Genomic DNA, 20556 nt, shown 5'->3' on the forward strand with positions numbered 1-20556 from the left:
GAGCGCCAAAACACTGGATATAAAAACAGTTATCTACTAACCTATGACCATCGAAAACGGCCGAGGATCAGACCCGATGGATCCGATCAAGGGACGCGGTGCCACCTTCTCACCGGCCAACCGCTTTGCCCCGACCCGCAGCGAAGCGGAGCATGACGGCTGGTGGCAGGAGGCGATGCCCGAGCGCATCGCTACGGTAACGGCAACAGAATCTGCCAAGAGCGCCCTGTCGTGGAATCGCTCACCCGATCTGCCCTTTGACCGCTCCATCAATCCTTACCGAGGCTGTGAGCATGGCTGCATCTACTGCTATGCGCGGCCAAGTCATGCCTATTGGGACATGTCCCCCGGGATCGATTTCGAAACACGCCTGATCGCCCGAACTGGATTGGTGGAGCGGCTTCGTGAAGAGCTGTGCAAACCACAGTACGTCTGCCGCCCCATCAACCTGTCCGGCAATACCGATGCCTATCAACCCATCGAAGCCGAGTACCGCTCTACACGGGCGTTACTTGAGCTGCTGCTGGAATGCCGACACCCGGTCACCTTGATCACCAAGAGCACGCTAATCCTGCGCGACAAGGAGGTGTTACAGGCCTTGGCGAGACGGCGGCTGGTCAAGGTCATGATCAGCCTCACCAGCCTGGATGACGATATCAAACGGCGCTTGGAGCCCAGGGCTGCCTCGCCCAAGGCAAGGCTGAAAACCTTGCACGAACTGGCCGCTCTCGGCATCCCCACCGGCGCCCTGATATCGCCGGTCATTCCCGGATTGACCGACCATGAGCTTGAAACCTTGCTGAGCGCTGCGAAAGACGCGGGGGCCAGCAGTGCAGGTTGGATGCTGCTGCGTCTACCCCATGAAGTCGCCCCACTGTTTGCAGAATGGCTCGAGCACCATTACCCACAACGTGCAGCAAAGGTCATGAGCCTGATTCGCCAGTGTCGCAACGGACAGGACTACGACAGCCGTTTTGGTCACCGCATGCGCGGCCAAGGGGTCTTCGCCGACCTGCTCGATCAGCGCTACCGTAAGGCCTGCCGTCGCCTTGGCCTGCCACAGCGCGATGAAACGACGCTGGACACCTCCAGCTTCAGGCCTCCCCAGCGGCAGGGGTCACTGTTCTGACTGTCGTACCTTCTGCGATGTCACCCTTGCTGGCGGCGTTCGCGGCCCATCTCGCCTGACCTCACTTAAGAACCGCTTCTAGCTGAAGAACCGCTTCTAGCTGCACAAACGCCTCGTGCTGCAGAACCACTTCGTCTGACGCTTCGTCCTATGCTGGTTCCATCATCGATGCGCCACTGGCCTGGCCGGTCACTGCGGGACTGCCTACTCTGACAACACCCTGGCATAACGAAAGACCAAATAACGATAAGGAGCCCCCATGCGCCGGCGCACCAAGGGCCTGCACGCCCTGTACCGAGAAGACCCCATCCAAGCCGACCGACTTCTTTGGGGCCGTGAAGCGGACCCTGTCAGTCGACGAGGTTTCTTGCGAAGGTCCAGCCTGCTGGCCATGAGCGCTGCACTAGGCGCCAGCATCCCCTTCGCCAGGCACATGCCGAGCGGGCTGATTCCCGCCGCCCTGGCCCAGAGCGAAGAGGCCTTCGAGATCGAAGGCAAGGAGGGGCTGATCGTTCTCAACGACAGACCGATCAACGCCGAGACACCGGCCCACCTGCTTGACGACGACATCACCCCGGCCCGCTACATGTTCGTGCGCAACAACGGCCTGCCCCCGGAACGAGCCGAGATCGATCCCGCCACCTGGACGCTGGACATTACCGGCGAGTCATGCCTAAACCCCACTACTTTCACCATTGCCGAGTTGCAAGAGCGTTTCTCCGCGCACACCTACCAACTACAGGTCGAGTGCGGTGGCAATGGTCGCAGCGAGTTCGTCCCTGCGGCCAGCGGCAATCAGTGGACCACTGGTGCGGTGGCCTGCCCGACCTTTACCGGCGTCCGTCTGCGTGACGTATTGGAAGCCTGCGGCGTGGCCGGGGACGCCGTCTATATCGGCTACTACGGCGCCGACCGCCATGCCAGCGGGGCCGCCGACAAGGAGGCGATCTCTCGCGGAGTGCCGATGGAAAAAGCCCTGGAGGACGAGTCGCTGATCGCCTGGGCCATGAACGGCGAGGATATTCCCTACCAGAATGGCTACCCGCTGCGTCTGGTGTGCGGTGGCTGGCCGGGCTCGGTATCGGGCAAGTGGCTCAAGCAGATCGTCGTGCGCAATCAGAAGCACGATGGGGCCAAGATGGCGCCACCTTCCTACAGCATACCGGCCAACCCAGTGGCCCCGGGCACCGAGGTGGCCAAGGAGGACTTTGTCACCATCCAGTCGATGCCGGTGAAGTCACTGATCACCTATCCCCGCTCTGGCATCGAACATGCACAGGGCCAGCCGCTGGAGGTGCGCGGCCACGCTTGGGCCGGTGACCTGTCCGTCTCGGAGGTCTACACCTCGATTGACTTCGGCGCCACCTGGCACAAGGCCAGCTTGAGAGACGCGCCCAACCGCCTGGCCTGGCAGCGCTTTAGCACCCAGGTTGCGTTCCCCGAACCCGGCTACTACGAGGTCTGGGCCAGGGCCGTTGACCAGCACGGCGCGTCGCAGCCCATGGTGGTCCCTGGATGGAATCCCAAGGGCTATCTCAACAACGCCTGCCATCGCATCGCGGTTCACGTCGGCTGAGGGAGGGAACAGGCATGGGGTTACGTATCACGTTAGCGAGCAGGGAGGCCAGACCACTGCTGGTCAGCCTGCTGGTCAGCCTGCTGGTCGGCCCGGTACTGTTTAGCCCGTTGGGCCTGGCTCCGGCAGCCGCCCAGGACGATGGACCGGCGACGTCGGCGGTGGCTTCTGCCGATGAGGGACCTGGTATCGATCCTGACAGCGGCTTCGTGATGGGCGAAGGCTGGCAAACGGTCAAGGGCAACTGCACCGTCTGTCACTCGGCCGCCCTGGTGACCCAGAATCGCGGCTCACGCGACCACTGGGCCTACCTGATTGACTGGATGCAGGAGACCCAGGGCCTTTGGCAATTCAACCCGGAAATGGAAGACACCATTCTCGACTACCTGTCGACCTACTATGGACCGAGGACAGATGCCAGACGCCAGAACCTGCCCAGGCACCTGATGCCACCAACAGCGCAGGCCAGCGAACCCGATTCAAAAGACTGACGCATCCGTCCGGCCAGCACAGGTGAGTAAGCATAGGTTGGTTTATACAATCCGGTCAGCACAGGCACGCTAGCCGTCCGTTAGCGCAGATCTGTCAGTACGGTTCCACTGGCGCGGATCTGCGCTTCAAGCTTCGGCTCGCGACAGGGCTCTTCCAGCGCTTCGCTTTGCCATTGTTGCATCGCAGGTAGCGCACGCAGGCGCTCAAGATAGTCTCGTGCCTGACCCTCCATGGGAAGATCGTAGGTCTGCTGCCTGAAGGCTATCGGAGCGAAGAAGGCATCCACGGCAGAAAACGCCCCGCCGCCGAGATAGGGACCGCCAAAGCGCGCCAAGCCATCCTCAAACAGCTCATTGAGACGTTCGAGATCTCGCAACACTTCGGGGCTCAGCTGATGGAGCCTGACGCGCAAGGCACAGTGCATTGGGCACTGCTCGCGCAGTGCGAGAAACCCTGAGTGCATCTCGGCGCAGGCACTTCTGGCCCAGGCCCGAGCCCCGGGGTCAGCGGGCCAGACGCCAGGATGGCGCTCAGCCAGATACTCGACAATGGATAAAGAGTCCCACACGACCTGATGGCCATCATGCAGACAAGGGACCCTGCCGCTGGGTGAGAAGCGGCGAAAGGCGTCAAAGCTGTCGCCCTGCTCATCAAACGGATGAAAGGCCAGCTCGAAGGGAATCTCGAGCTGGCGCAAGGTCAGCCAGGCCCGCAGTGACCAGGATGACATCTGACGATTGGCAATATGCAGCACGTACATGGCACCTCTCCTTGGCTCTTACCATCCACCGCGTCATTGACTGGGGGCGATCCTGGCAAGGCGGCAGAGGAACCTCAAGCAGCGAGGGAAATCTCGTACCCGGTGTACTTGCGCAGGTTGATCACTCCGCTATCGAACATCAGGTACTGCCCCTTGATGCCCATCAAGGTACCTTCCACCACCGGATGTTTATCCAAGTTATGCGACGTCACCTTGGTGGGATGTTCCAGTACAGGGTAGGCAAAATGCCGAACGCTATCATCCAGCACCCGGATGGCATCAGCACTGAAACGCTCACGCAGGCTCGATAGCCCGCTCGATAGCCGCTCCAGCAAAAGATCACGCTCGGCCACCAGGTCCAGCTCCTCGACCTGGCCCTTGAGCATGGCTCGCCAGTTGGTGCGATCAGAGACTTCCTCCTTGAACAGCACTTCGACGAAGCCCGACTGCTGGCGCGTATCGACCTCGAGAATGGGCAGTGCCTGAATGGCACCCTGGTCCAGCCAGCGAGTAGGTACCTGAGTACCGCGGGTGATACCGACCTTGAGCCCGGAAGCATTGGACAGGTACACCACATGGGGCTGAAAACAGAAGCGTTCACCCCACTGTGGGTCACGACAGGTCCCCGCGAAGAAGTGACACAGCTCAGGCTTCATGATGCAGCTGTCACACTGGGCGAGGCGCTTGAAGCAGGGATAGCAGTGCCCCTGGCCAAAACTCTTCTTGGTGGCTCGCCCACAGTGGGTGCAGGCGATGGCGCCACTCCACTCGAGGCGCAGGGTGTGGCCCAGGTAGTCGTTGAGCGGCAGACGGTTCTCGCCGGCCTTGAGGGTGTAGCGCGCGGGGGAGTCGGGTTCGACCCCCATCTTGGACAGACAACCGTGGGCAAGCACTTCAGTCACGACTGGCATCCCGGGCAAGCCCCGCCATCTCCGCGGATACCCCCGCACCACTGGCAGCCGCACCGCAGGTACGCTGCTCGAGATAGCCAATACGGCTGTCCTCGGGCACGTTATTTTCATGCTCGTAGCGCATCACGGCTTCCATGCAAAGCTCGGTCTGCTCGGGGGTCAGCATCCGCCCGTCTGGCCACTTGCGCAGCGATACCGCCTGTTTCAGGCTCTGATAGATCGCCGGCGTCATTTGGGAAATCATTCGCTCGAAGGTCATGTCGCTCATGGGATCGCTCTAGTGTCGGCGTGATGTGCGTGAATGATACCAGCCCAGCAGCAGCCCCACGAGCAATCCGCCCAGGTGAGCCTCGTTGGCCACATTGCCAAAGCCGACGAAACCCGCCAGATCGGTCATGGTGAAGATCATCCAGCCCAGCATGAACACCACCAGCATCTGGGGCACGAAGAAGCCGCTGCTGGGAGCCCGCCGAGACATCAACCAGACATACCCCAGCAGGCCAAAGTCGACGCCGGACATGCCACCAAACAGCACCGTGCCGGTGGCATACTGGGCTAGGTTGCCCGCCAGCCCCGCCAGCACGACGATGAACAGCATTCTTCCTGGCCCATTCAGGCGCTCTACCTGGCGTCCGAAGTACCACAACCACATCATGTTGAAGACCAGGTGCATCCAGCCAAAATGCAGGAAGATCGGCGACAAGGGCCGCCACACCTGCCCCGATGCCAGGGCGTCAGGAATGGTACCGACAGCAAGGGCGCCCTGACTGATGCCCAGCGGCACGATCGCCAACCAGGCAAGCACCATGTCTCCCCACACGGCGATCGCTGCAAATACCACAACGCACAGCGCCAGCGTCGCGAGCGTCACCGGATGCTGACGCAACAGCAACGCCCAATCTACCTGGCCACGCGACCTCGAGGCTGTCGGCGGAGGCATCGCCTCACCCTGTTGCCAGCGCCTGACCAGCTCGGCCGTGGCATCACGTTGCTTGAGATCGGCCAGCCACAGGGTTTGTCCCTCTTCGTCTTGCGTGATGCGATGGCTGATGCGCTGCGCCCACAGCGCCTGACGCAGTTCGCGGGTGTCGATCTCATGTGGTATCAGCAAGACCCGATACATGGCGTCTCCATGGAGTGGCGATAAACGCGCTGCACGTCATGCCTGTGTACGGGTTTCCCCATACAAATGCTGCGCATACAAAAAGTCCGGCGGAGGGGGCCGCCGGACAAGAGCAAGGGATCATTCAAGGGAACACCTATTCAGACGTCCACTTGCCCAAAGGGTTCAACTCGTCGGCAAAATTTAATGTAACGCTTTGTATCAGTCGAAAGTAATCTCCCTCGGCAGGGGTCGCTGACTGACATCTCGAGGCACTGGCACCCACACAAAATGGTTGGCATCGAGTCGCGACTCGAAGCTGTAGCGATAGGCGACCAGGCGTCCGTACTTCACCGCACTGTAGTCCAGGCAGGCCACGTTGGGGGCTGGCAGCGCCGGTATTCCTTCGCACCAGTAGTGGCCAATGAACAGCGGTGGCTCATCGGGCCCATAGTAGCTGAGGGAGGCACGCTCGGCATCGCTGAGTGGACGACTCTCGAGATCGCCGGGCAGGTTGTCCGGCTGAAACACCACATCCCCCCAGGTGACGGGGCTGTTTGCCCAGAAATGGGTGCGAAAACTGCGTCGAGTAAAGCCGTCTCCAGAATGAATCGCAATGCCCTCAGGCAATGGAATGGAACCGCCACGCGTCAGGCGCTCAAGGATACGCGACTCGAGGGTGCCATGCTGGGAGGCGCGAAGCAGAAATTCCTGATCCACACGCCCGTCAGGCCGTAGCTGCTGAAAGGCCTGGACCAGAGCCGTATCCCAGCAGGCATGCACGACACGAATGCCATCCATCTCCAGATACAGCGGAATCTCTCGGAACCAGGCAAGAGCATCGTCCCACTCCTGGGGATGATCGCGATATTGCTCAAGCGTCTCCCGAATGATGCGGTTATGACGAGGCGTATGCGGACGCAGCCATTCACGGCCATGGCCTGGCGGCGCCTTCTGGGTGTAGGTCAAGGCGCTGATTTCGTGATTGCCAAGCACAATGTAGGCTTCGCCCTCCTCCACCATGCGTCGCGCAATGGTGACCGCCAGGCGAATACGCGGTCCGCGATCGATAAGATCGCCAAGGAAGATGACCTTGCGATGGGGGTGGCGATAGACGCCATTGCGCAGGTGATAGCCAAGACGCTCGAGCAGCGTTGCCAGGGTCGCCCCGCAGCCGTGCACATCGCCGATCAGATCGTAACCGTCCAGTCGACTCACCTCAGTCTCCCAACCTGTTGCTCCAGCCCAGCTTACTGCGCAGGACGTCGTAAAAATTGTGCCCGAGGGGGTGTACGAGCTGAACGTTCTGAGGCTTGCGGCGAATCACCAGGACATCGTCGGGCTTGGCGACGGCACGGGTCTGCCCATCGCAGCTGATGTGCGGGTAGGTCTGGTTGGTCTCACCGATATGACAGCGGATCTCGCAATCGGCATCGATGACGATGGGGCGACTCGACAGGGTATGGGGAAACATGGGGACCAGGGTCACCACGTCGAGCTTGGGATGCATGATCGGGCCGCCACCGGACATCGCATAGGCGGTAGATCCAGTGGGTGTCGCGACAATCAGACCGTCGCTACGCTGGCTGTAAACGAACTGACCATCAATGAACAGTTCGAACTCGATCATGCGCACCGCCTTGCCCGGGTGCAGCACGATCTCGTTCAGCGCATCGCCGCTGCCGACCAACGCATCACCACGATACAGCTCGGCGTCCAGCAAAAAGCGCTGCTCGACCTCGTAATGGCCCGCCAGCACCTCCCCTACCCGGGCTTCCAGCTCGTCTGGCGAGATATCGGTCAGAAAGCCCAGCCTGCCTCGATTGACCCCTAGCACCAAGGTTCCGCTGCGACACAGGGTGCGCGCGGCTCCCAGCAAACTGCCATCGCCACCGACGACAATCACCAGGTCGCACAGCTCGCCAAGCATGCGTCTACTGGCCTCGGCATGGCCTCTTTCCAACAGCGCTGACGCCGTGCGATCTTCAATGATGACGTGGTACCCGCCATCATCCAGAAACCGAATCAGGCGTTTCAGGGTCTCGACCACCTTGGCGCTGCCCAGGCGCCCGATCAGCCCGATGTTCTTGAACGATTGCATCCACGCATCCTTCCCTTGACGACCGCTCATTATGGCGAGGGGGACGCGGCGGGGCAAACGAGGCCTGACGCTTACACCAACGCTTGGCCTCGACGCCGCTGCCACCAACCATTCAGCCACAGCGAGGCGGCGATGATCGCGCCACCCAACAGCAAGCGCGGCAGGTCAGCGTCGCGATTCCAGATCACCAGGTTCACGATCAGGCCCGCGGGGATCAGCATGTTGTTCATGATGGCCAAGGCTCCGGCGTCCACCCTGACGGCGCCCAGGTTCCACAGGAAAAAGCCGAGCCCTGAGGCAACCAGCCCCAGCCACAGCAATACGCCCCATTGGGTCAAGGTCGTGGGCAGGCTGCTGCTGTCGCCCAACAGGGCAAAGGCAGGCAGCGCCACACAGGCAGCACCAAGGTAGAACCAGGCGAACACGCTGTGACGCGGCAGTTCCTCCGGAAGCGCCGCGGACAGCCGCCGGTAACCGACCTGGCCCAGCGCAAAACAGAGGTTCGCCCCCTGGACGACAAGAAAGCCCAACCAGAAGTCCTCGTTGACGCCGTGGTAGCGAATGACCGCCGCCCCCAACACCGCCAAGCCCGCCGTGACCAGGTGAAAAGGGGTGAATCGGGAAAACGCCAGGTCGTCCAGAACAGCGATGTAAAGCGGAGTGAAGATGGTGAACAGCAGGACTTCAGGTACCGACAGCAGCAAGAACGATTGATAGAAGAAGATGTACATCACGCCCAATTGGACGGCACCCAGCGCCATCAGGATCAGGCGCTGCTGACCTGCCAGCAGGCGTGGCTTGAGCAGGGGCAGAAAGACCAGTGCCGCCAGGCTGACGCGCAGCATCACGGCAAAATAGCTGTCTACCTGGCCGGCGAGATAGACACCGATCAGCGAAAACGAAAATGCCCAAAGGACAGTGACCACGACCAGATAGCCCACCGTAAACTCCTTCCGCCTAAAAAGTTTACGGGAGTATACGCGATACCCAGCAAGCGCTGAACAGATCCGACGAACGCGATGAAGTCCACAACACCTCCAGCGCAGCGCCGCAGCGCCCACGCTGTCAGTTTAGAACGTCATCGCCTGTCGCCTTAGCCTCAGCGGGTGTGGCGGTGAGCTGGCATCAGTGATTGATGCGCTTCAGCCACCAGGCGCCATACAACACGCCGGGCAACCAACCCAGCAAGGTCAGCAGAAAGGCAATGGAGACGCGGCGCGCCCCACCCTCAGTGACAGCGACGGCCAGTGGAGGGACCAACAGCACCAGCAGCATCAGCGCGAGCCTGGCTGCCGGAGACGCCATCAAGGCCGATGCCACTTGGGACTCACTATTGGTCGCCTTACCCGAGGCCTTGCTGTCCGTATCACTTACCCCATGCTGGTTGGCCTCTGCGGTGGGTGTGTTCGAGGCCGCGTCATCTGTGGCTGGCTCACTCGACGTCTTTTCCTCGGCCCCCCCGTCTTGCTTTATCGGGGGAAGGTATTGCTCCACCCCCGACGCCTGTGACGATGGCTTGTCGGCTTCGGTCGGTGACGCCTGACGATGGGCATCAACGTCGATCTTCTGTTCCAGCCGATCCGCGCCCTCAGCCAGCACCTCGTGATAGCGCTCCCAGTCCTCCCAGTCATGGGGCGTGCCCGCCTTGGGACGGTGGTCGTTGGACTCACGAGCACGATCCCAGGCCTTTTCTTCCAGGGTGTTGGGGCGCTCTCGATCTCGTTCGCCATCAAGCCCTTTACGGGCTAGATATTCACGCGCATCCACGGATCCGTTTCCTCCTCATTCTGTCATGGTCATCGGCACGGGAGCCCAATGATCGACGCGGCAAGGCGCCTGTGTCGCCGCCCTTTGTCACGCCAGCACCCTCAACCTCATCGAGGGCCGTCACGGGTCTGATCGTGCAAGTGTGCCAATGCAGGCTTCGATGTAACAGTGACGCCTGATCTATGGGGCAATGAGTACCTCCTGTCCTACCTTTTTGATAGAGGCTGTGCCTATGGGTTCCCTTACCCCAGGCTGCCATCGCTCAAGGAGACATATCATGCAGGAAAGACAGGTCGATATCGCAATTATCGGTGCAGGAAGCGCCGGACTCGGCGCCTGGCACGCAGCCCGCCAGCACACCGACAAGCTGGTGCTGATCGAGTCGGGGGCATTCGGCACGACATGTGCGCGGGTGGGATGCATGCCGTCGAAACTGCTGATATCGGCAGCCGATGTGGCGCACCAAGCCAACGACGCCGAAGGCTTCGGTATCAAGGTCAGCGGTGTCAGCGTCGATGGCCGGGCAGTGATGGAACGCTTGAGACGTGAGCGCGACCGCTTCGTAGGCAGCGTGATGTCGTCAATGTCCCGCATCGAGGACGAAGATCGCATCCTGGGAGCGGCCCGCTTTGAAGATGCCACCACGCTGGTGGTGGGCGAGCACACGCGCATCAAGGCCAAGCGTATTGTCATTGCCACCGGCTCTCGCCCTTCCTGGCCCGATTTCCTCAATGGTGCAGGTGATCGACTGATCATCAATGACGACCTGTTCGAGTGGCAGGATCTACCGGAGTCGGTGGTGGTCTTTGGTCCCGGCGTCATCGGGCTTGAACTGGGCCAGGCGCTTCGTCATCTGGGCGTCAGGGTGCGCATGTTCGGCGTGGGTGGGGCGATTGGTCCGCTGGGTGACCCTGAGCTCAAGCAGGTAGCCGACAGAACCTTCAATGACGACTTCCCGCTGGATCCGGATGCCACGGTCAAACGCGTAGCGCGTGAGGGAGACCAGGTGGTGGTGACCTTCCACTGCCGCGACAGCGACACCGAAAAGAGCGAACGTTTCGACTACCTGCTGGCCGCCACGGGACGCAGACCGAATGTGGATCGCCTGGACCTTCACAAGACGGGGCTCGAGCTTAACGAGCGCGGTGTACCGCTGTTTGACCGGCTTACCATGCAGTGTCGCTTTGATGACGGCCAAGCGGCTCCGATCTTTATCGCCGGCGATGCCAATCAGGACCTGCCCTTGCTGCACGAGGCCTCCGATGAAGGACGTATCGCTGGAGACAATGCTGGTCGCTACCCGGAGATCCGAGCCGGACGGCGACGCACACCGTTGGCAGTTGTCTTTACCGATCCACAGATGGCAAGCGCGGGGATGGGCTACGCTGAACTGAAGCGTCGGGATGAACACCTGAGCAACGTGGCCATCGGAGAGGTCTCCTTTGAGGATCAGGGACGCTCCACGGTGATGCGTCAGAACCGGGGCAAGCTGCGGCTCTACGCTGAACACGGCACAGGAATTCTCCTCGGCGCGGAAATGTTCGGCCCTCGGGCGGAACACCTGGGCCACCTGCTGGCCTGGTCCATCGACCAACGACTGACCGTTGACCGTCTGCTGGAAATGCCTTTCTACCATCCGGTGGTGGAGGAAGGCCTGAGAACTGCGCTGAGGGATCTGAATGTCAGCCTGCGCAGAGGTCCAGCCATCACCGAGCGCTGTCTGGAATGCGGCCCCGGGGCTTGACGGTCAAGCACACAGGAGAGCGGCTATGCCACACAAGGCACCTCCATCTATCGTCCGCGACATCATGTCGAAGGACTGCTACCGCGTCAGCGGCCAGACGTCCATCTCTACCCTCGCGGAAGGACTGGCGCTGCATCGATTGCCAGGTGCACCGGTCGTGGATAGCGGCGATCACCTTGTCGGCTTCATTTCGGAGCAGGACGTACTCGGCAAGGTGATAGAAAGCCTGTATCTGGACCATGAAGCCCCACTGGTCAGTGAACTGATGCGCAACGAAGTCCTTTCAGTGTCACCCACCAAGAGCATCGTCGACCTGGCCCAGGAAATGCTCGGTGCTAAGCCCAAGGTCTACCCGGTGACCGAACAGGGCCGGCTCGTCGGCATCGTGACACGTCGCGACGTGCTTAACGCGGTGCTATCGATGCGTCGTCATCAACGTAGCGCCTGACGCACTTGCTGACTGTCCTCTTCCCCTGCTGGGTCGCCCCTGTGGGGGGAGAGGGTTTCAGTCCCCCATCGCAGCCCCACGAAAGATGGCGTGCTGCTTGCTCGGCCCTTCGTTTCTCGCCCTTCCTTTCTCCCCCCAGACCTTCTCGCCCCGCCCTTGGCGCCAAACCAGCCCACGATGCCTTGAGCAACGTCTTATGGCAGGACTCATGCCGGTCTATTATCCTGTCGTCCGGCTGTGCGCAAAAGGCTGCTTGCCCCTCGTCTCCCGCCATTCGCGCCAGGCCCTTGGCTATAAGCCCTGGGACATAAGCCCTTGGCCAGCCAACCTTGGTCTCTGTCGACCTACCGTCGGCGCACGCCCATGGCTCAGCTGGCGCAAAAAAAACGCCCCATGGAAGCCATGGGGCGCAACGATCGATTTAGCAAACCAGATCAACACTGCTAACGACTGCCATCGCGCATGCTGTCTGTACCACATATGACAGTCGTCACCAGAAAAGTTCTCCTTTCACCAGAATTTTTTTTTCCTGCTTTCTGGCAAAACCAGCACAGAAACGCACGAACGGACCTCACCCTCCCCTCCCACTGCGTACCCAGACCATGGTAGATGGCGACATCAACGCCGCTATAAAGGGCTTACCCGCCGACGCTCCTGGGGGGTGATCTCCACCGCTGCGACGGGCGGTTACCCATCGTTCGTATCGCGAGGCGCCAACACCAGCGCAGGTGGGCACTAACACAGGTGGGTATCAACGCAGGCGGGCAGAGACGCCCCCTGCGCCGTTTTGTTGCCAGCATTCAGAGCGGCGGCGGAACACAGCTCAGCGTCCACGTTGACGACACGGCACAAAGACGGCTATGTTCCATTTATCGAACGTTCTATTTATCGAACGCTCTACTCTTCGAGCGCCTAAGCGACGAACGCTTCGTTGAGCGAACACGGTAACGTCACAGTGATTCATCCATCGAGCGATCGCCTAATGGAACGCGCCCATGATTGACGACCACCTCCGCCTGGACCCCATGCCGGAAGCCTCTATCGACGCTGAGGCCCTGGGTCGCCACCTTCAGCAGTTGCGGGAAACCCGAGGCTGGTCCTTGTCACGTCTCGCTAACGACGCAGGGATTGCTAAATCGAATCTGTGTCGTCTGGAGCAGGGAAACGGCAATCCCACGCTGGATACCCTCTGGCGACTGGCGGCACAGTTGGAGGTGCCTTTCGGCACGCTGATCAAGCCCGTCACTGCTGTACTCGACGACCAGGGCGTGCAGATCCAATTGATCGACCAGGGACACGACCGCCCCAGCGTCGATGTCTACTGGATGCACCTGGACGCTCAGGTAGAACGCTGGAGTCTCGGTCACCCCAAAGGCGTTAGAGAGACCATCACCGTGATCTCGGGCAGCCTCTGCACCGGCGCAGAGGAGCTGACAAGGACGCTAGCACCCGGCGACAGCCACAGCTTTGCTGCAGACGGCCCTCACCTGTACGCCACCGAGGATCAAGCCTCTTCGGCAATCGTCACCATCGTCTACCCAACAAGGACTGTACCGACATGACGACCACCTCTCCCCCGTTGACCGCGAGCGCCTGGCTGGTCGGGGTACGCGAAGCCATTCCGCTGCTGGGTGGTTACATTCCCATCGCTATCTCCTTTGGGCTGGTGGCCGTACAGGCCGGGTTCACTACATGGGAAGCTGTCGCCATCTCGACGCTGATCTACGCCGGAGCGTCCCAGTTTGTCTTTGTCGGCATGGCAGCAGCAGGAGCTCCGCTGTGGCTGGTGGTCGGGATGACGCTGCTGATCAACCTGCGTCATGTGGTCTACGCACCCAATCTGGCGGCTCACATGTCTTCCAGCCGATGGTGGCCTGCGCTGATGCATGGCCTGACCGATCAGGTCTTTGCATTGGCATTGACACGCTTGCCACAGCTGGCCAGCGAGCAGCGGCTGGGCTGGTACAGCGGTGCGGCGCTGCTCGCCTGGTTCGCCTGGATTGCCGGAACTGCCGCTGGCGCGATAGGAGGAGAGTGGGTCGTCCAGCGCTGGCCATTGCTCGGCGAGGTAATGCCGTTCGCCTTGCCGGCTCTGTTTCTGGTTCTGGTAGCGCCCCGCATGAGCAACTTTCGCTGGGCCTGCGCCACCGTTGTTACCGTGCTTGCCGGTCTTGCCCTCGCCCTTGGCGGGATTGCCAATGCGGGTATCCCTTTGGCCGCCTTGACTGGCGCGCTGTGCTTCTACACCGTCAAGCATGCCCCCACCCGGAGACGCTGCGCATGAGCATGGAACTCTGGCTGGCAGTCGCCGCCACCACCGTCGGTACCCTGCTGATGCGCATGCTGCCGCTCATCTGGATGCGCAAACGTCTGTCGCGTTCAAGCGCTGAAGCGGGCGTCGATACGTTGCCACAGTGGCTGTCTGTACTGGGGCCTCTGATGATCGCTGCCGTGCTGGGTGTGTCGCTTGCACCGAGCCAGAACACCCTGGCTGGTTGGACCGCTACCCTGCTGGGAGTCCTGGCGACCTTGATCACCTGGCGTCGGACTCGATCCCTTGGCTGGCCAGTCGCCATGGGCGTCGCGACCTATGGCGCAACGTTACTGTTGTCGGGGCTATAACGCGGTCGGCCAAGCAGTGCACTGCCTGGACGACAACCCTGCCTCTTCTTTCTCGTCAAAACTAATTCTTAAGTATGAATAACTTCATTTATCTAATACTTTAGCAGCACAGCCAAAGCGTGAGTCACAACATCGCCACCGATGACGTTTGCAACGTTTACGCGTGATTTTTGCCTGATATGCCCTAAATAACTGACATATCGGAAGAAAAGTCCTTCAGGCCTGCGCCCTGCCGCCGATACCTCGGAAGCATCCCCTTTTCGCTTCCGAGGCTTTCCCATGGTTCTGGCAAGAAGAACAAGCGCGCTGCGATATGCGCTCAACAGCCACACCGCCTGCATCACCTTTCTCCCGAACGGCACCATCCTCGACGCCAGCGCCCACTTTCTCAGCACGGTTGGCTATCGGCTCGAGCAGGTCAAAGGGCAGCATCACCGCATGTTATGTCCTGACAGTGTGGTGTCATCGCCTTCCTATCAGGCGTTCTGGCAAGCACTGGCCAACGGCAAGCCTGCCAGCGGTACCTTCGAGCGCATCGATGCCGACGGTAATACGCTCTGGCTAGAGGCAAGCTACCTGCCCATCAAGAACCGCCGGGGTAAGGTGAAGCGCATTCTCAAGATCGCCAGCAACGTCACTCGGCAACGGCTTTCAGCGGCCGGCCAAAGTGCCATTCTCGACGCCCTGGATGGCTCCATGGCGATGATCGAATTCACTCCCGATGGCTATATCACCAACGCCAACACCAACTTCCTGTCGGCAATGGGTTACACGCTCGAGGAGATTCAGGGCCAGCATCACCGCATGTTCTGTGACGACGCCTTTTACCTTGAGTACCCACACTTCTGGCAGGAGCTAAGCAGCAACCACTACAAACAGGGAAGGTTCCAGCGGTTCACTGCCACGGGGCAGCCCATCTGGCTGGAGGCCACCTACAACCCTGTGACCGATGCAGCAGGCAGGGTATGTCGCATCATCAAATTCGCCACCGATATTACCCGAGCGGTGGCAACCGAGGATGCTGCGAAAGCTGCTGCACAAGCGGCTCGCGTCACGGCAGAGCAGACCGAGTCGATTGCCGCAGGAGGGCTTGAGCAGCTCCAGCAAGCGGTAGCCGCTGCCCGGCAGGCCAGCGCGGATATCAAGGCAACCCAGGCCATCGTGATCGCTTTAGAGGAGCAGACGCGAGCGATCAACGCCATTACGGCATCCATTTCCTCCATCGCACATCAAACCAACCTGTTGGCCCTTAACGCAGCCGTGGAAGCCGCAAGAGCAGGCGAGCACGGCAAGGGGTTTGCCGTGGTCGCCCAGGAAGTTCGCTCACTCTCCCAGGGGTCTACCCAGGCGGCATCGAGAATCGCCGACGTACTTCACGAAAACAACGAGCGGATACGCCTCGCCAGCAAGAAGATGACCGAGATCGTCAGCGTCAGTGAATCGAGTCAAGCGAGCGTCAGCGACGCCCAGCAGGTCATTGAAGAGATCATGGAGGGTGCTCGTCGCACTTCCACTGCGGTAAGCGCGCTCTAACCATCATAGAACCTGGCGAAGCGGAATTGAGCCCTTTGCCAGGTATTCTGTCAGCCATCCCGTCAGTAAAAGGGACCCTCAGGGGCCACATCCTGCATGCTGGAACAGGACCGCATATCGGCAACATCGGCGGCAAGATCGACGACAAAGGCGACTCTCGCGTCAGCCATATAGCGACCAGGCGGTCGCGGTGATGATAGGCCGGAGCCGGCATGCCCCGTCTTTTTCTTGCAGGCTTAAGCAACTGAGATTACTATCGAAACCGCCTTGCGGGTGTAGCTCAATGGTAGAGCAGAAGCTTCCCAAGCTTAAGACGAGGGTTCGATTCCCTTCACCCGCTCCAGCGCCCTCGTCCTCCCGGTCCTCTCGCACCACCTCTTACCTTGTTTAACCAACACCTCGCTATTGGCAAAAAGCAGCGCTTCGTTTGCACGACTCCGCAGTGTCTACCGAACGCCTTTCCGGCATTATTGAGTCATCAATGTACCGTCGCCCAGGCAGCTGTGATGTCGCCAATCTTCCTGGCATGCATCATCTCTCCCTGCACCACCTCGCAACGAATGGCAGTTCCTTGAACCAAATAATAGTGAAGGCCCCATCATTCCTACCGTACCGATGCCTGCCACTCGACTAGCATATTCAAGAAATGTGCTGGCCGCCCCCTTCCGTTATATGCTTGTTCTCCCAAAATCCGTCTCTTAATATTCAATAACACCAATGTTTGACAACACCTTTTCTCGGCAACGTTGAATGACGACCTATCGGAAGGGGAAAGATATGAGTGATCAAAACATAAAAGACGCCAGATCACATCTTCGTGAACGCGTACAGGCTCTCGTGCTTGATGCGATGCATCGCCATGGCTGGAGTCAGGCAGAGCTGGCTCGCAAGGCAAATATGCCAAGAAATTGCATCAGCCTTTATGCCAGAGGAAAGTCTATACCCAGTAGTGAGTATGCAACACGTCTGGCAAAGGTTCTTGCAGTAACACCGGGCGAACTCACCGGCATTACACAGGCTGATGAAAAAGCGCCGCACGCCGAGTGGATTGATATACGAAACACAGAGAATGGCTATTACTTGCTATCCTTTCAGAAAGAGCTGACCGCCTCACAGCTGACTCAGTTTCTGGAGCTGATCGACAAGATTGATCAGAGAAAAGGGGCGACATGACACATGTAGCCCCTGGCGCGTTATCGTGTAACGACTATAAGGGATAGTACTCCCATGGAAGCTGAAAATGCGGCCCATCCTTGAGACTCTTCCAGTCCCCTCCCCACTCAACGGGTACGCCCAGCCGCGAGGAAGAGGCTTTCATTGCGTCAGCAATCGCCCGATAGTCGGGCCACTCCCAAGAGGCGCGGCCATCCTTGAGTGCAACAAGATCTACAGCATGCCCGGTAAGATGCCGGCTATTGAGCGTCTTCGTCACCCCCAATGCCAATAATGATCGCTGTCTCTCCAGCGTTCGAACGCCTTCATTCACAAAGAAATCGATCTGACTTAGCGTAATGCAGCGGTACACCAACGCTTGCAGGTCAGGATGAACACCGGCAAGGTTATCGACACTCCGCTTCCCAAGCGAAAAACCGGAAGGCCTGTCGTGCTGCCCAGCGTTGTAGTCACTACTTCCTTTGGTATTTCTGCTATTTCTCTCTAATGTCGTCATCATGACACCACCTGCTATCACCGTATCACTTACATACAAAAAACTCATTCAAGATCACTTTTTAGCATTACCGTACCACTCGAACATTATCACCTCATCAATCACTGCGCTGTGTGCCGTCGGCTTCAAACATGTAACCAGGAAGTCCTCGATCACACGACACCAGTACGTTAGCCCTAGATTGGCTGTCGACGGTTATCATGGCTAACCATGCAAACTACTTGACGACCATACGCTCGATCAGATGAATCGCCCACCGGCCGATAAAGGATGGACCGACTCTTCCTAACATCACCGCCACAGCGATTTCTGTCCAATTCTTGAGATAGAAGTAATCACTTAATCCTATACTTACGACCACTAACAGGATCCCACCGCAGACTTCCGTTGCAACAAGAGGCACATTTAACTTGGCAATGTCTCTTTTGCGAAAGCTATCCAACCATCTGACGATGGAACCAAGCGCTACCGCGCCGCTGGTATAAAGCAGCATCACCGCATCATGAGTTCCATCCATTTTTGATATTCCTGAGGTTCGTCCAACCTAGATGCCGCAGACGTGCAGCGGGCAGCCATCACCTGTCAGGTGGCGACTGCCCCTCCGTCTAGTCAATGAACATCCTCTACGACCGCCAGTTTCCTGACCCTTCCCGACATATCCTTGATCTCGATGGATCCTGTGATAGCCGCCGAGGTAGTTGGCGAAAAGCGCCCGAACCTGACATGCCCTGCTCCCGATGATAGGAGCGCGATATCCTGGTCTGGATAGGCATCATCTGTGCTCGTTGCCCTGATACCCACCCAGCGCTTATCAGCCCCCGTAGAAAACGCCTCAAGCTGATTGACTGCCTGCCCTTTTCCAGCACCATTTATTAGCTTAAGCACTGGCCCTGCTTCGACTGAGAATAGAATATTACGGGAAGACAACGACCACCCGTTTACCTCTGAGCGTGTCAGCGAGACATCCCCGGGCCCCTGCTCCAGAGCATTTCCCTGGACAGCTGAGTCCACAACGCCTTCCGTTACCACGTTGGTAATGACATTATCTCTAGACGCCATCGTGTCCACCGATATACCCGATCGAACACACACGACGTTCGACAGGACATTACATTCCCCGCCCTGCAGCTGAATGCCGCGATTTTGGTCGAGATCAGGCCGAAAGTCATCGCCAAGGCTACTCAACACCACCACATCAGATAGAGTACTGTAACTTGTCGTCATTAACAGTGCACAATACTCCTTCATTGCCTTGCCATTGGTGCTGTTAGCCCTGCTACCATCACACCTCCGCTGAAGAAAAAAGCAGTTAGAGATATTATTGTATTTGCTCATATGGTGTAGACCTGCTTGAGAGGCCTCCATCCAAATGCCATACTGCTCACAGGAATAATGCCCACCACGTATACTAAAATTATTCGATGGCGTTATCAGGTCATGGAAGTGAATTCCCACATTAGCTGCAACCACTACTCCGTCGACCCAATTATCTCCTTCACTCTGTCCGGATATTGAAAACCCAGTCTTCATCCGATAGACATCGACTTTAGAGAATACTACTCCTGTACTACTGCAGACATCTACGCCAATAGTGTTGGTATCATAGTTGTCAATACTGGAGCGCTCTTTACCATATATAAAGACAGAACTAAGAATAGACTTGTCGGCATTCTCCATCCGTATTGCCGTCTTCCATTCGTAATTATTCACACCCACTGAAGACGTATCAAACCCATGAAACTTCAGGTTTTGGAGGAAGAAGGCTGGGGGTTTCGGACCAGATTGGTCATGTGACACTAGCGTTAAGCCAGTATGAATGCCTCTCGACTTGGCAAGAAACCCTAGCTCCGAGATAACAGCAGTATCCCTTCCCGTATCTGTCGTTGTGCCTAGGGTAATCCCACCCTGCAAGAAAACGAGTTCGGTTGAACGTGACCCATCTCCTTTAAGAGAGACCACCTTGTTGATCAGCAGCGGCGCACTGACAAGGTAAACGCCACTGGGAAAGTACACCGTTTGCCCGATGCCCGCGGCCTCAATGGCCGCTGCAATGGCGGGACCATCATCGGTCACACCGTCAGCCACGGCTCCGTAGTCCTTCACATTGATGTACTCGTGAAATCTCTCGGCCAAGGTCCTTGGCACGCCGCCGGCAGGTGTCGTGACAGATACGCTACCGATATCTCCTACCTCGACAGTCCCGGCGTGAACCGCCCGCGCCGACGCTGGCGCCCTGACGGTATCACGAACAATAATCGGAGATCCTTCAGACAACAGTTTATCAATATGGTGTGTAGCCATTTCCGTACGCTCCCGACATTCTCGCTAGCGCGAATGTCGTTTTCTCGCCGGTGCCAGGCGAGTTATTGCCAGGCCAGTTCAACCAGCACCACACCTTTCCATTGCCCGTTAGCTTCATTGGCCATGGTCAACGTCAAACTGGCAAGGTCGTGCTTCAGAGATATGCCCTCCAATGCTCAATAACACTCTTCCCAACCGACAGTGGCATACCGACTTCTTCACGATGATGATGTCGCATTGATAACGCGACACTATGAAATGTATTATGTGAAATACACACTGTAAACCTCACCACCACTAACAGGGTAGCTACATCTATCCTTTACTTACCCAGGTGGCAGCACACCAGTTAGCAAACAATCCATAAGTGCGATACCAAGACGCAGATATACAAGCCTCTG

Annotated in this window: 21 protein-coding genes and 1 tRNA gene; 11 read left to right on the top strand and 11 right to left on the bottom strand. The window is 58.7% G+C overall.

Annotated features, from left to right (window positions below):
- Positions 1-76 precede the first annotated feature (76 nt).
- The 3 genes from KUV86_RS19375 (at position 77) to KUV86_RS19385 (ending at position 3196) form a co-directional block, all read left to right on the top strand.
- Entirely contained in the window at positions 77-1129 is a 1053-nt protein-coding gene (locus KUV86_RS19375; RefSeq protein WP_222486258.1) for a PA0069 family radical SAM protein, read from the top strand.
- A 259-nt stretch (positions 1130-1388) separates the two neighbouring features.
- On the top strand, positions 1389-2705 hold the full coding sequence (locus KUV86_RS19380) for a sulfite oxidase (RefSeq protein ID WP_222486260.1): 1317 nt from the start codon (positions 1389-1391) through the stop codon (positions 2703-2705).
- A 14-nt stretch (positions 2706-2719) separates the two neighbouring features.
- Complete coding sequence (locus KUV86_RS19385) at positions 2720-3196, top strand: hypothetical protein (protein WP_222486262.1); 477 nt, start codon at positions 2720-2722, stop codon at positions 3194-3196.
- Between the two features lie 80 nt (positions 3197-3276).
- On the opposite strand, the gene KUV86_RS19390 is transcribed toward KUV86_RS19385, so the two are convergent.
- The 8 genes from KUV86_RS19390 to KUV86_RS19425 form a co-directional block, all read right to left on the bottom strand.
- Positions 3277-3957 (bottom strand): glutathione S-transferase family protein, encoded by a 681-nt coding sequence (locus tag KUV86_RS19390; RefSeq protein ID WP_222486264.1) that lies wholly within the window; start codon positions 3955-3957, stop codon positions 3277-3279.
- A 74-nt stretch (positions 3958-4031) separates the two neighbouring features.
- Complete coding sequence (locus KUV86_RS19395; protein WP_374107044.1) at positions 4032-4868, bottom strand: DUF2797 domain-containing protein; 837 nt, start codon at positions 4866-4868, stop codon at positions 4032-4034.
- The gene (locus KUV86_RS19400) at positions 4852-5136 is read right to left on the bottom strand and encodes a YeaC family protein (protein WP_206943524.1); all 285 of its coding nucleotides are present in this window, start codon (positions 5134-5136) and stop codon (positions 4852-4854) included. The genes KUV86_RS19395 and KUV86_RS19400 overlap by 17 nt, the downstream gene beginning before the upstream one ends.
- 9 nt (positions 5137-5145) lie before the next feature.
- Positions 5146-5991 (bottom strand): rhomboid family intramembrane serine protease, encoded by an 846-nt coding sequence (locus KUV86_RS19405; protein WP_222486267.1) that lies wholly within the window; start codon positions 5989-5991, stop codon positions 5146-5148.
- 201 nt (positions 5992-6192) lie between these two features.
- Positions 6193-7179, bottom strand: a complete 987-nt coding sequence (locus KUV86_RS19410; protein WP_222163716.1) for a metallophosphoesterase — start codon at positions 7177-7179, stop codon at positions 6193-6195.
- A 10-nt stretch (positions 7180-7189) separates the two neighbouring features.
- The gene (locus KUV86_RS19415) at positions 7190-8071 is read right to left on the bottom strand and encodes an NAD(+) kinase (RefSeq protein WP_206943535.1); all 882 of its coding nucleotides are present in this window, start codon (positions 8069-8071) and stop codon (positions 7190-7192) included.
- Between the two features lie 71 nt (positions 8072-8142).
- Entirely contained in the window at positions 8143-9012 is an 870-nt protein-coding gene (locus KUV86_RS19420; RefSeq protein ID WP_222486269.1) for a DMT family transporter, read from the bottom strand.
- 184 nt (positions 9013-9196) lie between these two features.
- Positions 9197-9838, bottom strand: coding sequence for a YqaE/Pmp3 family membrane protein (locus KUV86_RS19425; RefSeq protein WP_206943540.1), 642 nt, complete (start codon positions 9836-9838; stop codon positions 9197-9199).
- A 277-nt stretch (positions 9839-10115) separates the two neighbouring features.
- Between KUV86_RS19425 and KUV86_RS19430 the strand changes: the two genes are divergently transcribed.
- The 8 genes from KUV86_RS19430 (at position 10116) to KUV86_RS19465 (ending at position 17358) form a co-directional block, all read left to right on the top strand.
- On the top strand, positions 10116-11582 hold the full coding sequence (locus KUV86_RS19430; RefSeq protein ID WP_222486271.1) for a dihydrolipoyl dehydrogenase: 1467 nt from the start codon (positions 10116-10118) through the stop codon (positions 11580-11582).
- A 25-nt stretch (positions 11583-11607) separates the two neighbouring features.
- Positions 11608-12030 carry a CBS domain-containing protein gene (locus tag KUV86_RS19435; protein WP_206943543.1) on the top strand — a complete coding sequence of 141 codons (423 nt, stop codon included), beginning with the start codon at positions 11608-11610 and terminating at the stop codon, positions 12028-12030.
- Between the two features lie 995 nt (positions 12031-13025).
- A complete protein-coding gene (locus KUV86_RS19440) occupies positions 13026-13592 on the top strand; it encodes a helix-turn-helix domain-containing protein (RefSeq protein WP_224907450.1) in 567 nt (188 codons plus the stop codon).
- Positions 13589-14314 (top strand): AzlC family ABC transporter permease, encoded by a 726-nt coding sequence (locus tag KUV86_RS19445; RefSeq protein ID WP_222163657.1) that lies wholly within the window; start codon positions 13589-13591, stop codon positions 14312-14314. Before KUV86_RS19440 ends, KUV86_RS19445 begins: the two co-directional genes overlap by 4 nt.
- Positions 14311-14652, top strand: coding sequence for an AzlD domain-containing protein (locus tag KUV86_RS19450; protein WP_222163658.1), 342 nt, complete (start codon positions 14311-14313; stop codon positions 14650-14652). The genes KUV86_RS19445 and KUV86_RS19450 overlap by 4 nt, the downstream gene beginning before the upstream one ends.
- 279 nt (positions 14653-14931) lie before the next feature.
- The gene (locus tag KUV86_RS20115; protein ID WP_222486273.1) at positions 14932-16185 is read left to right on the top strand and encodes a PAS domain-containing methyl-accepting chemotaxis protein; all 1254 of its coding nucleotides are present in this window, start codon (positions 14932-14934) and stop codon (positions 16183-16185) included.
- Between the two features lie 269 nt (positions 16186-16454).
- Positions 16455-16528 (top strand) — tRNA-Gly (locus tag KUV86_RS19460).
- A gap of 434 nt (positions 16529-16962) precedes the next feature.
- Complete coding sequence (locus KUV86_RS19465; RefSeq protein WP_206943547.1) at positions 16963-17358, top strand: helix-turn-helix domain-containing protein; 396 nt, start codon at positions 16963-16965, stop codon at positions 17356-17358.
- Positions 17359-17392: 34 nt separating this feature from the next.
- On the opposite strand, the gene KUV86_RS19470 is transcribed toward KUV86_RS19465, so the two are convergent.
- From KUV86_RS19470 to KUV86_RS19480, 3 genes are all read right to left on the bottom strand, one after another.
- Positions 17393-17857, bottom strand: coding sequence for a M15 family metallopeptidase (locus tag KUV86_RS19470; protein WP_261397720.1), 465 nt, complete (start codon positions 17855-17857; stop codon positions 17393-17395).
- Positions 17858-18071: 214 nt separating this feature from the next.
- Positions 18072-18371 carry a hypothetical protein gene (locus tag KUV86_RS19475; protein ID WP_222486275.1) on the bottom strand — a complete coding sequence of 100 codons (300 nt, stop codon included), beginning with the start codon at positions 18369-18371 and terminating at the stop codon, positions 18072-18074.
- 92 nt (positions 18372-18463) lie between these two features.
- Positions 18464-20155: a glycoside hydrolase family 55 protein gene (locus KUV86_RS19480; protein ID WP_222486277.1), complete on the bottom strand. Its 1692-nt coding sequence runs from the start codon at positions 20153-20155 to the stop codon at positions 18464-18466.
- Between the last annotated feature and the right edge of the window lie 401 nt (positions 20156-20556).

The sequence above is a fragment of the Halomonas sp. DP8Y7-3 genome (assembly GCF_019801675.1).
GTDB classification, from domain to species: Bacteria; Pseudomonadota; Gammaproteobacteria; order Pseudomonadales; family Halomonadaceae; genus Halomonas; species Halomonas litopenaei_A.

Excerpts from the sequence above, each read along its gene's own strand:
- KUV86_RS19390 (WP_222486264.1), bottom strand. The coding sequence starts at position 3,957 with ATGTACGTGCTGCATATTGCCAATCGTCAGATGTCATCCTGGTCACTG.
- KUV86_RS19465 (WP_206943547.1), top strand. The coding sequence starts at position 16,963 with ATGAGTGATCAAAACATAAAAGACGCCAGATCACATCTTCGTGAACGC.
- KUV86_RS19385 (WP_222486262.1), top strand. The coding sequence starts at position 2,720 with ATGGGGTTACGTATCACGTTAGCGAGCAGGGAGGCCAGACCACTGCTG.
- KUV86_RS19405 (WP_222486267.1), bottom strand. The coding sequence starts at position 5,991 with ATGTATCGGGTCTTGCTGATACCACATGAGATCGACACCCGCGAACTG.
- KUV86_RS19440 (WP_224907450.1), top strand. The coding sequence starts at position 13,026 with ATGATTGACGACCACCTCCGCCTGGACCCCATGCCGGAAGCCTCTATC.
- KUV86_RS19450 (WP_222163658.1), top strand. The coding sequence starts at position 14,311 with ATGAGCATGGAACTCTGGCTGGCAGTCGCCGCCACCACCGTCGGTACC.
- KUV86_RS19435 (WP_206943543.1), top strand. The coding sequence starts at position 11,608 with ATGCCACACAAGGCACCTCCATCTATCGTCCGCGACATCATGTCGAAG.
- KUV86_RS19430 (WP_222486271.1), top strand. The coding sequence starts at position 10,116 with ATGCAGGAAAGACAGGTCGATATCGCAATTATCGGTGCAGGAAGCGCC.
- KUV86_RS19470 (WP_261397720.1), bottom strand. The coding sequence starts at position 17,857 with ATGATGACGACATTAGAGAGAAATAGCAGAAATACCAAAGGAAGTAGT.
- KUV86_RS19445 (WP_222163657.1), top strand. The coding sequence starts at position 13,589 with ATGACGACCACCTCTCCCCCGTTGACCGCGAGCGCCTGGCTGGTCGGG.
- KUV86_RS19400 (WP_206943524.1), bottom strand. The coding sequence starts at position 5,136 with ATGAGCGACATGACCTTCGAGCGAATGATTTCCCAAATGACGCCGGCG.
- KUV86_RS19375 (WP_222486258.1), top strand. The coding sequence starts at position 77 with ATGGATCCGATCAAGGGACGCGGTGCCACCTTCTCACCGGCCAACCGC.
- KUV86_RS19475 (WP_222486275.1), bottom strand. The coding sequence starts at position 18,371 with ATGGATGGAACTCATGATGCGGTGATGCTGCTTTATACCAGCGGCGCG.
- KUV86_RS19480 (WP_222486277.1), bottom strand. The coding sequence starts at position 20,155 with ATGGCTACACACCATATTGATAAACTGTTGTCTGAAGGATCTCCGATT.
- KUV86_RS20115 (WP_222486273.1), top strand. The coding sequence starts at position 14,932 with ATGGTTCTGGCAAGAAGAACAAGCGCGCTGCGATATGCGCTCAACAGC.
- KUV86_RS19380 (WP_222486260.1), top strand. The coding sequence starts at position 1,389 with ATGCGCCGGCGCACCAAGGGCCTGCACGCCCTGTACCGAGAAGACCCC.
- KUV86_RS19415 (WP_206943535.1), bottom strand. The coding sequence starts at position 8,071 with ATGCAATCGTTCAAGAACATCGGGCTGATCGGGCGCCTGGGCAGCGCC.
- KUV86_RS19395 (WP_374107044.1), bottom strand. The coding sequence starts at position 4,868 with ATGCCAGTCGTGACTGAAGTGCTTGCCCACGGTTGTCTGTCCAAGATG.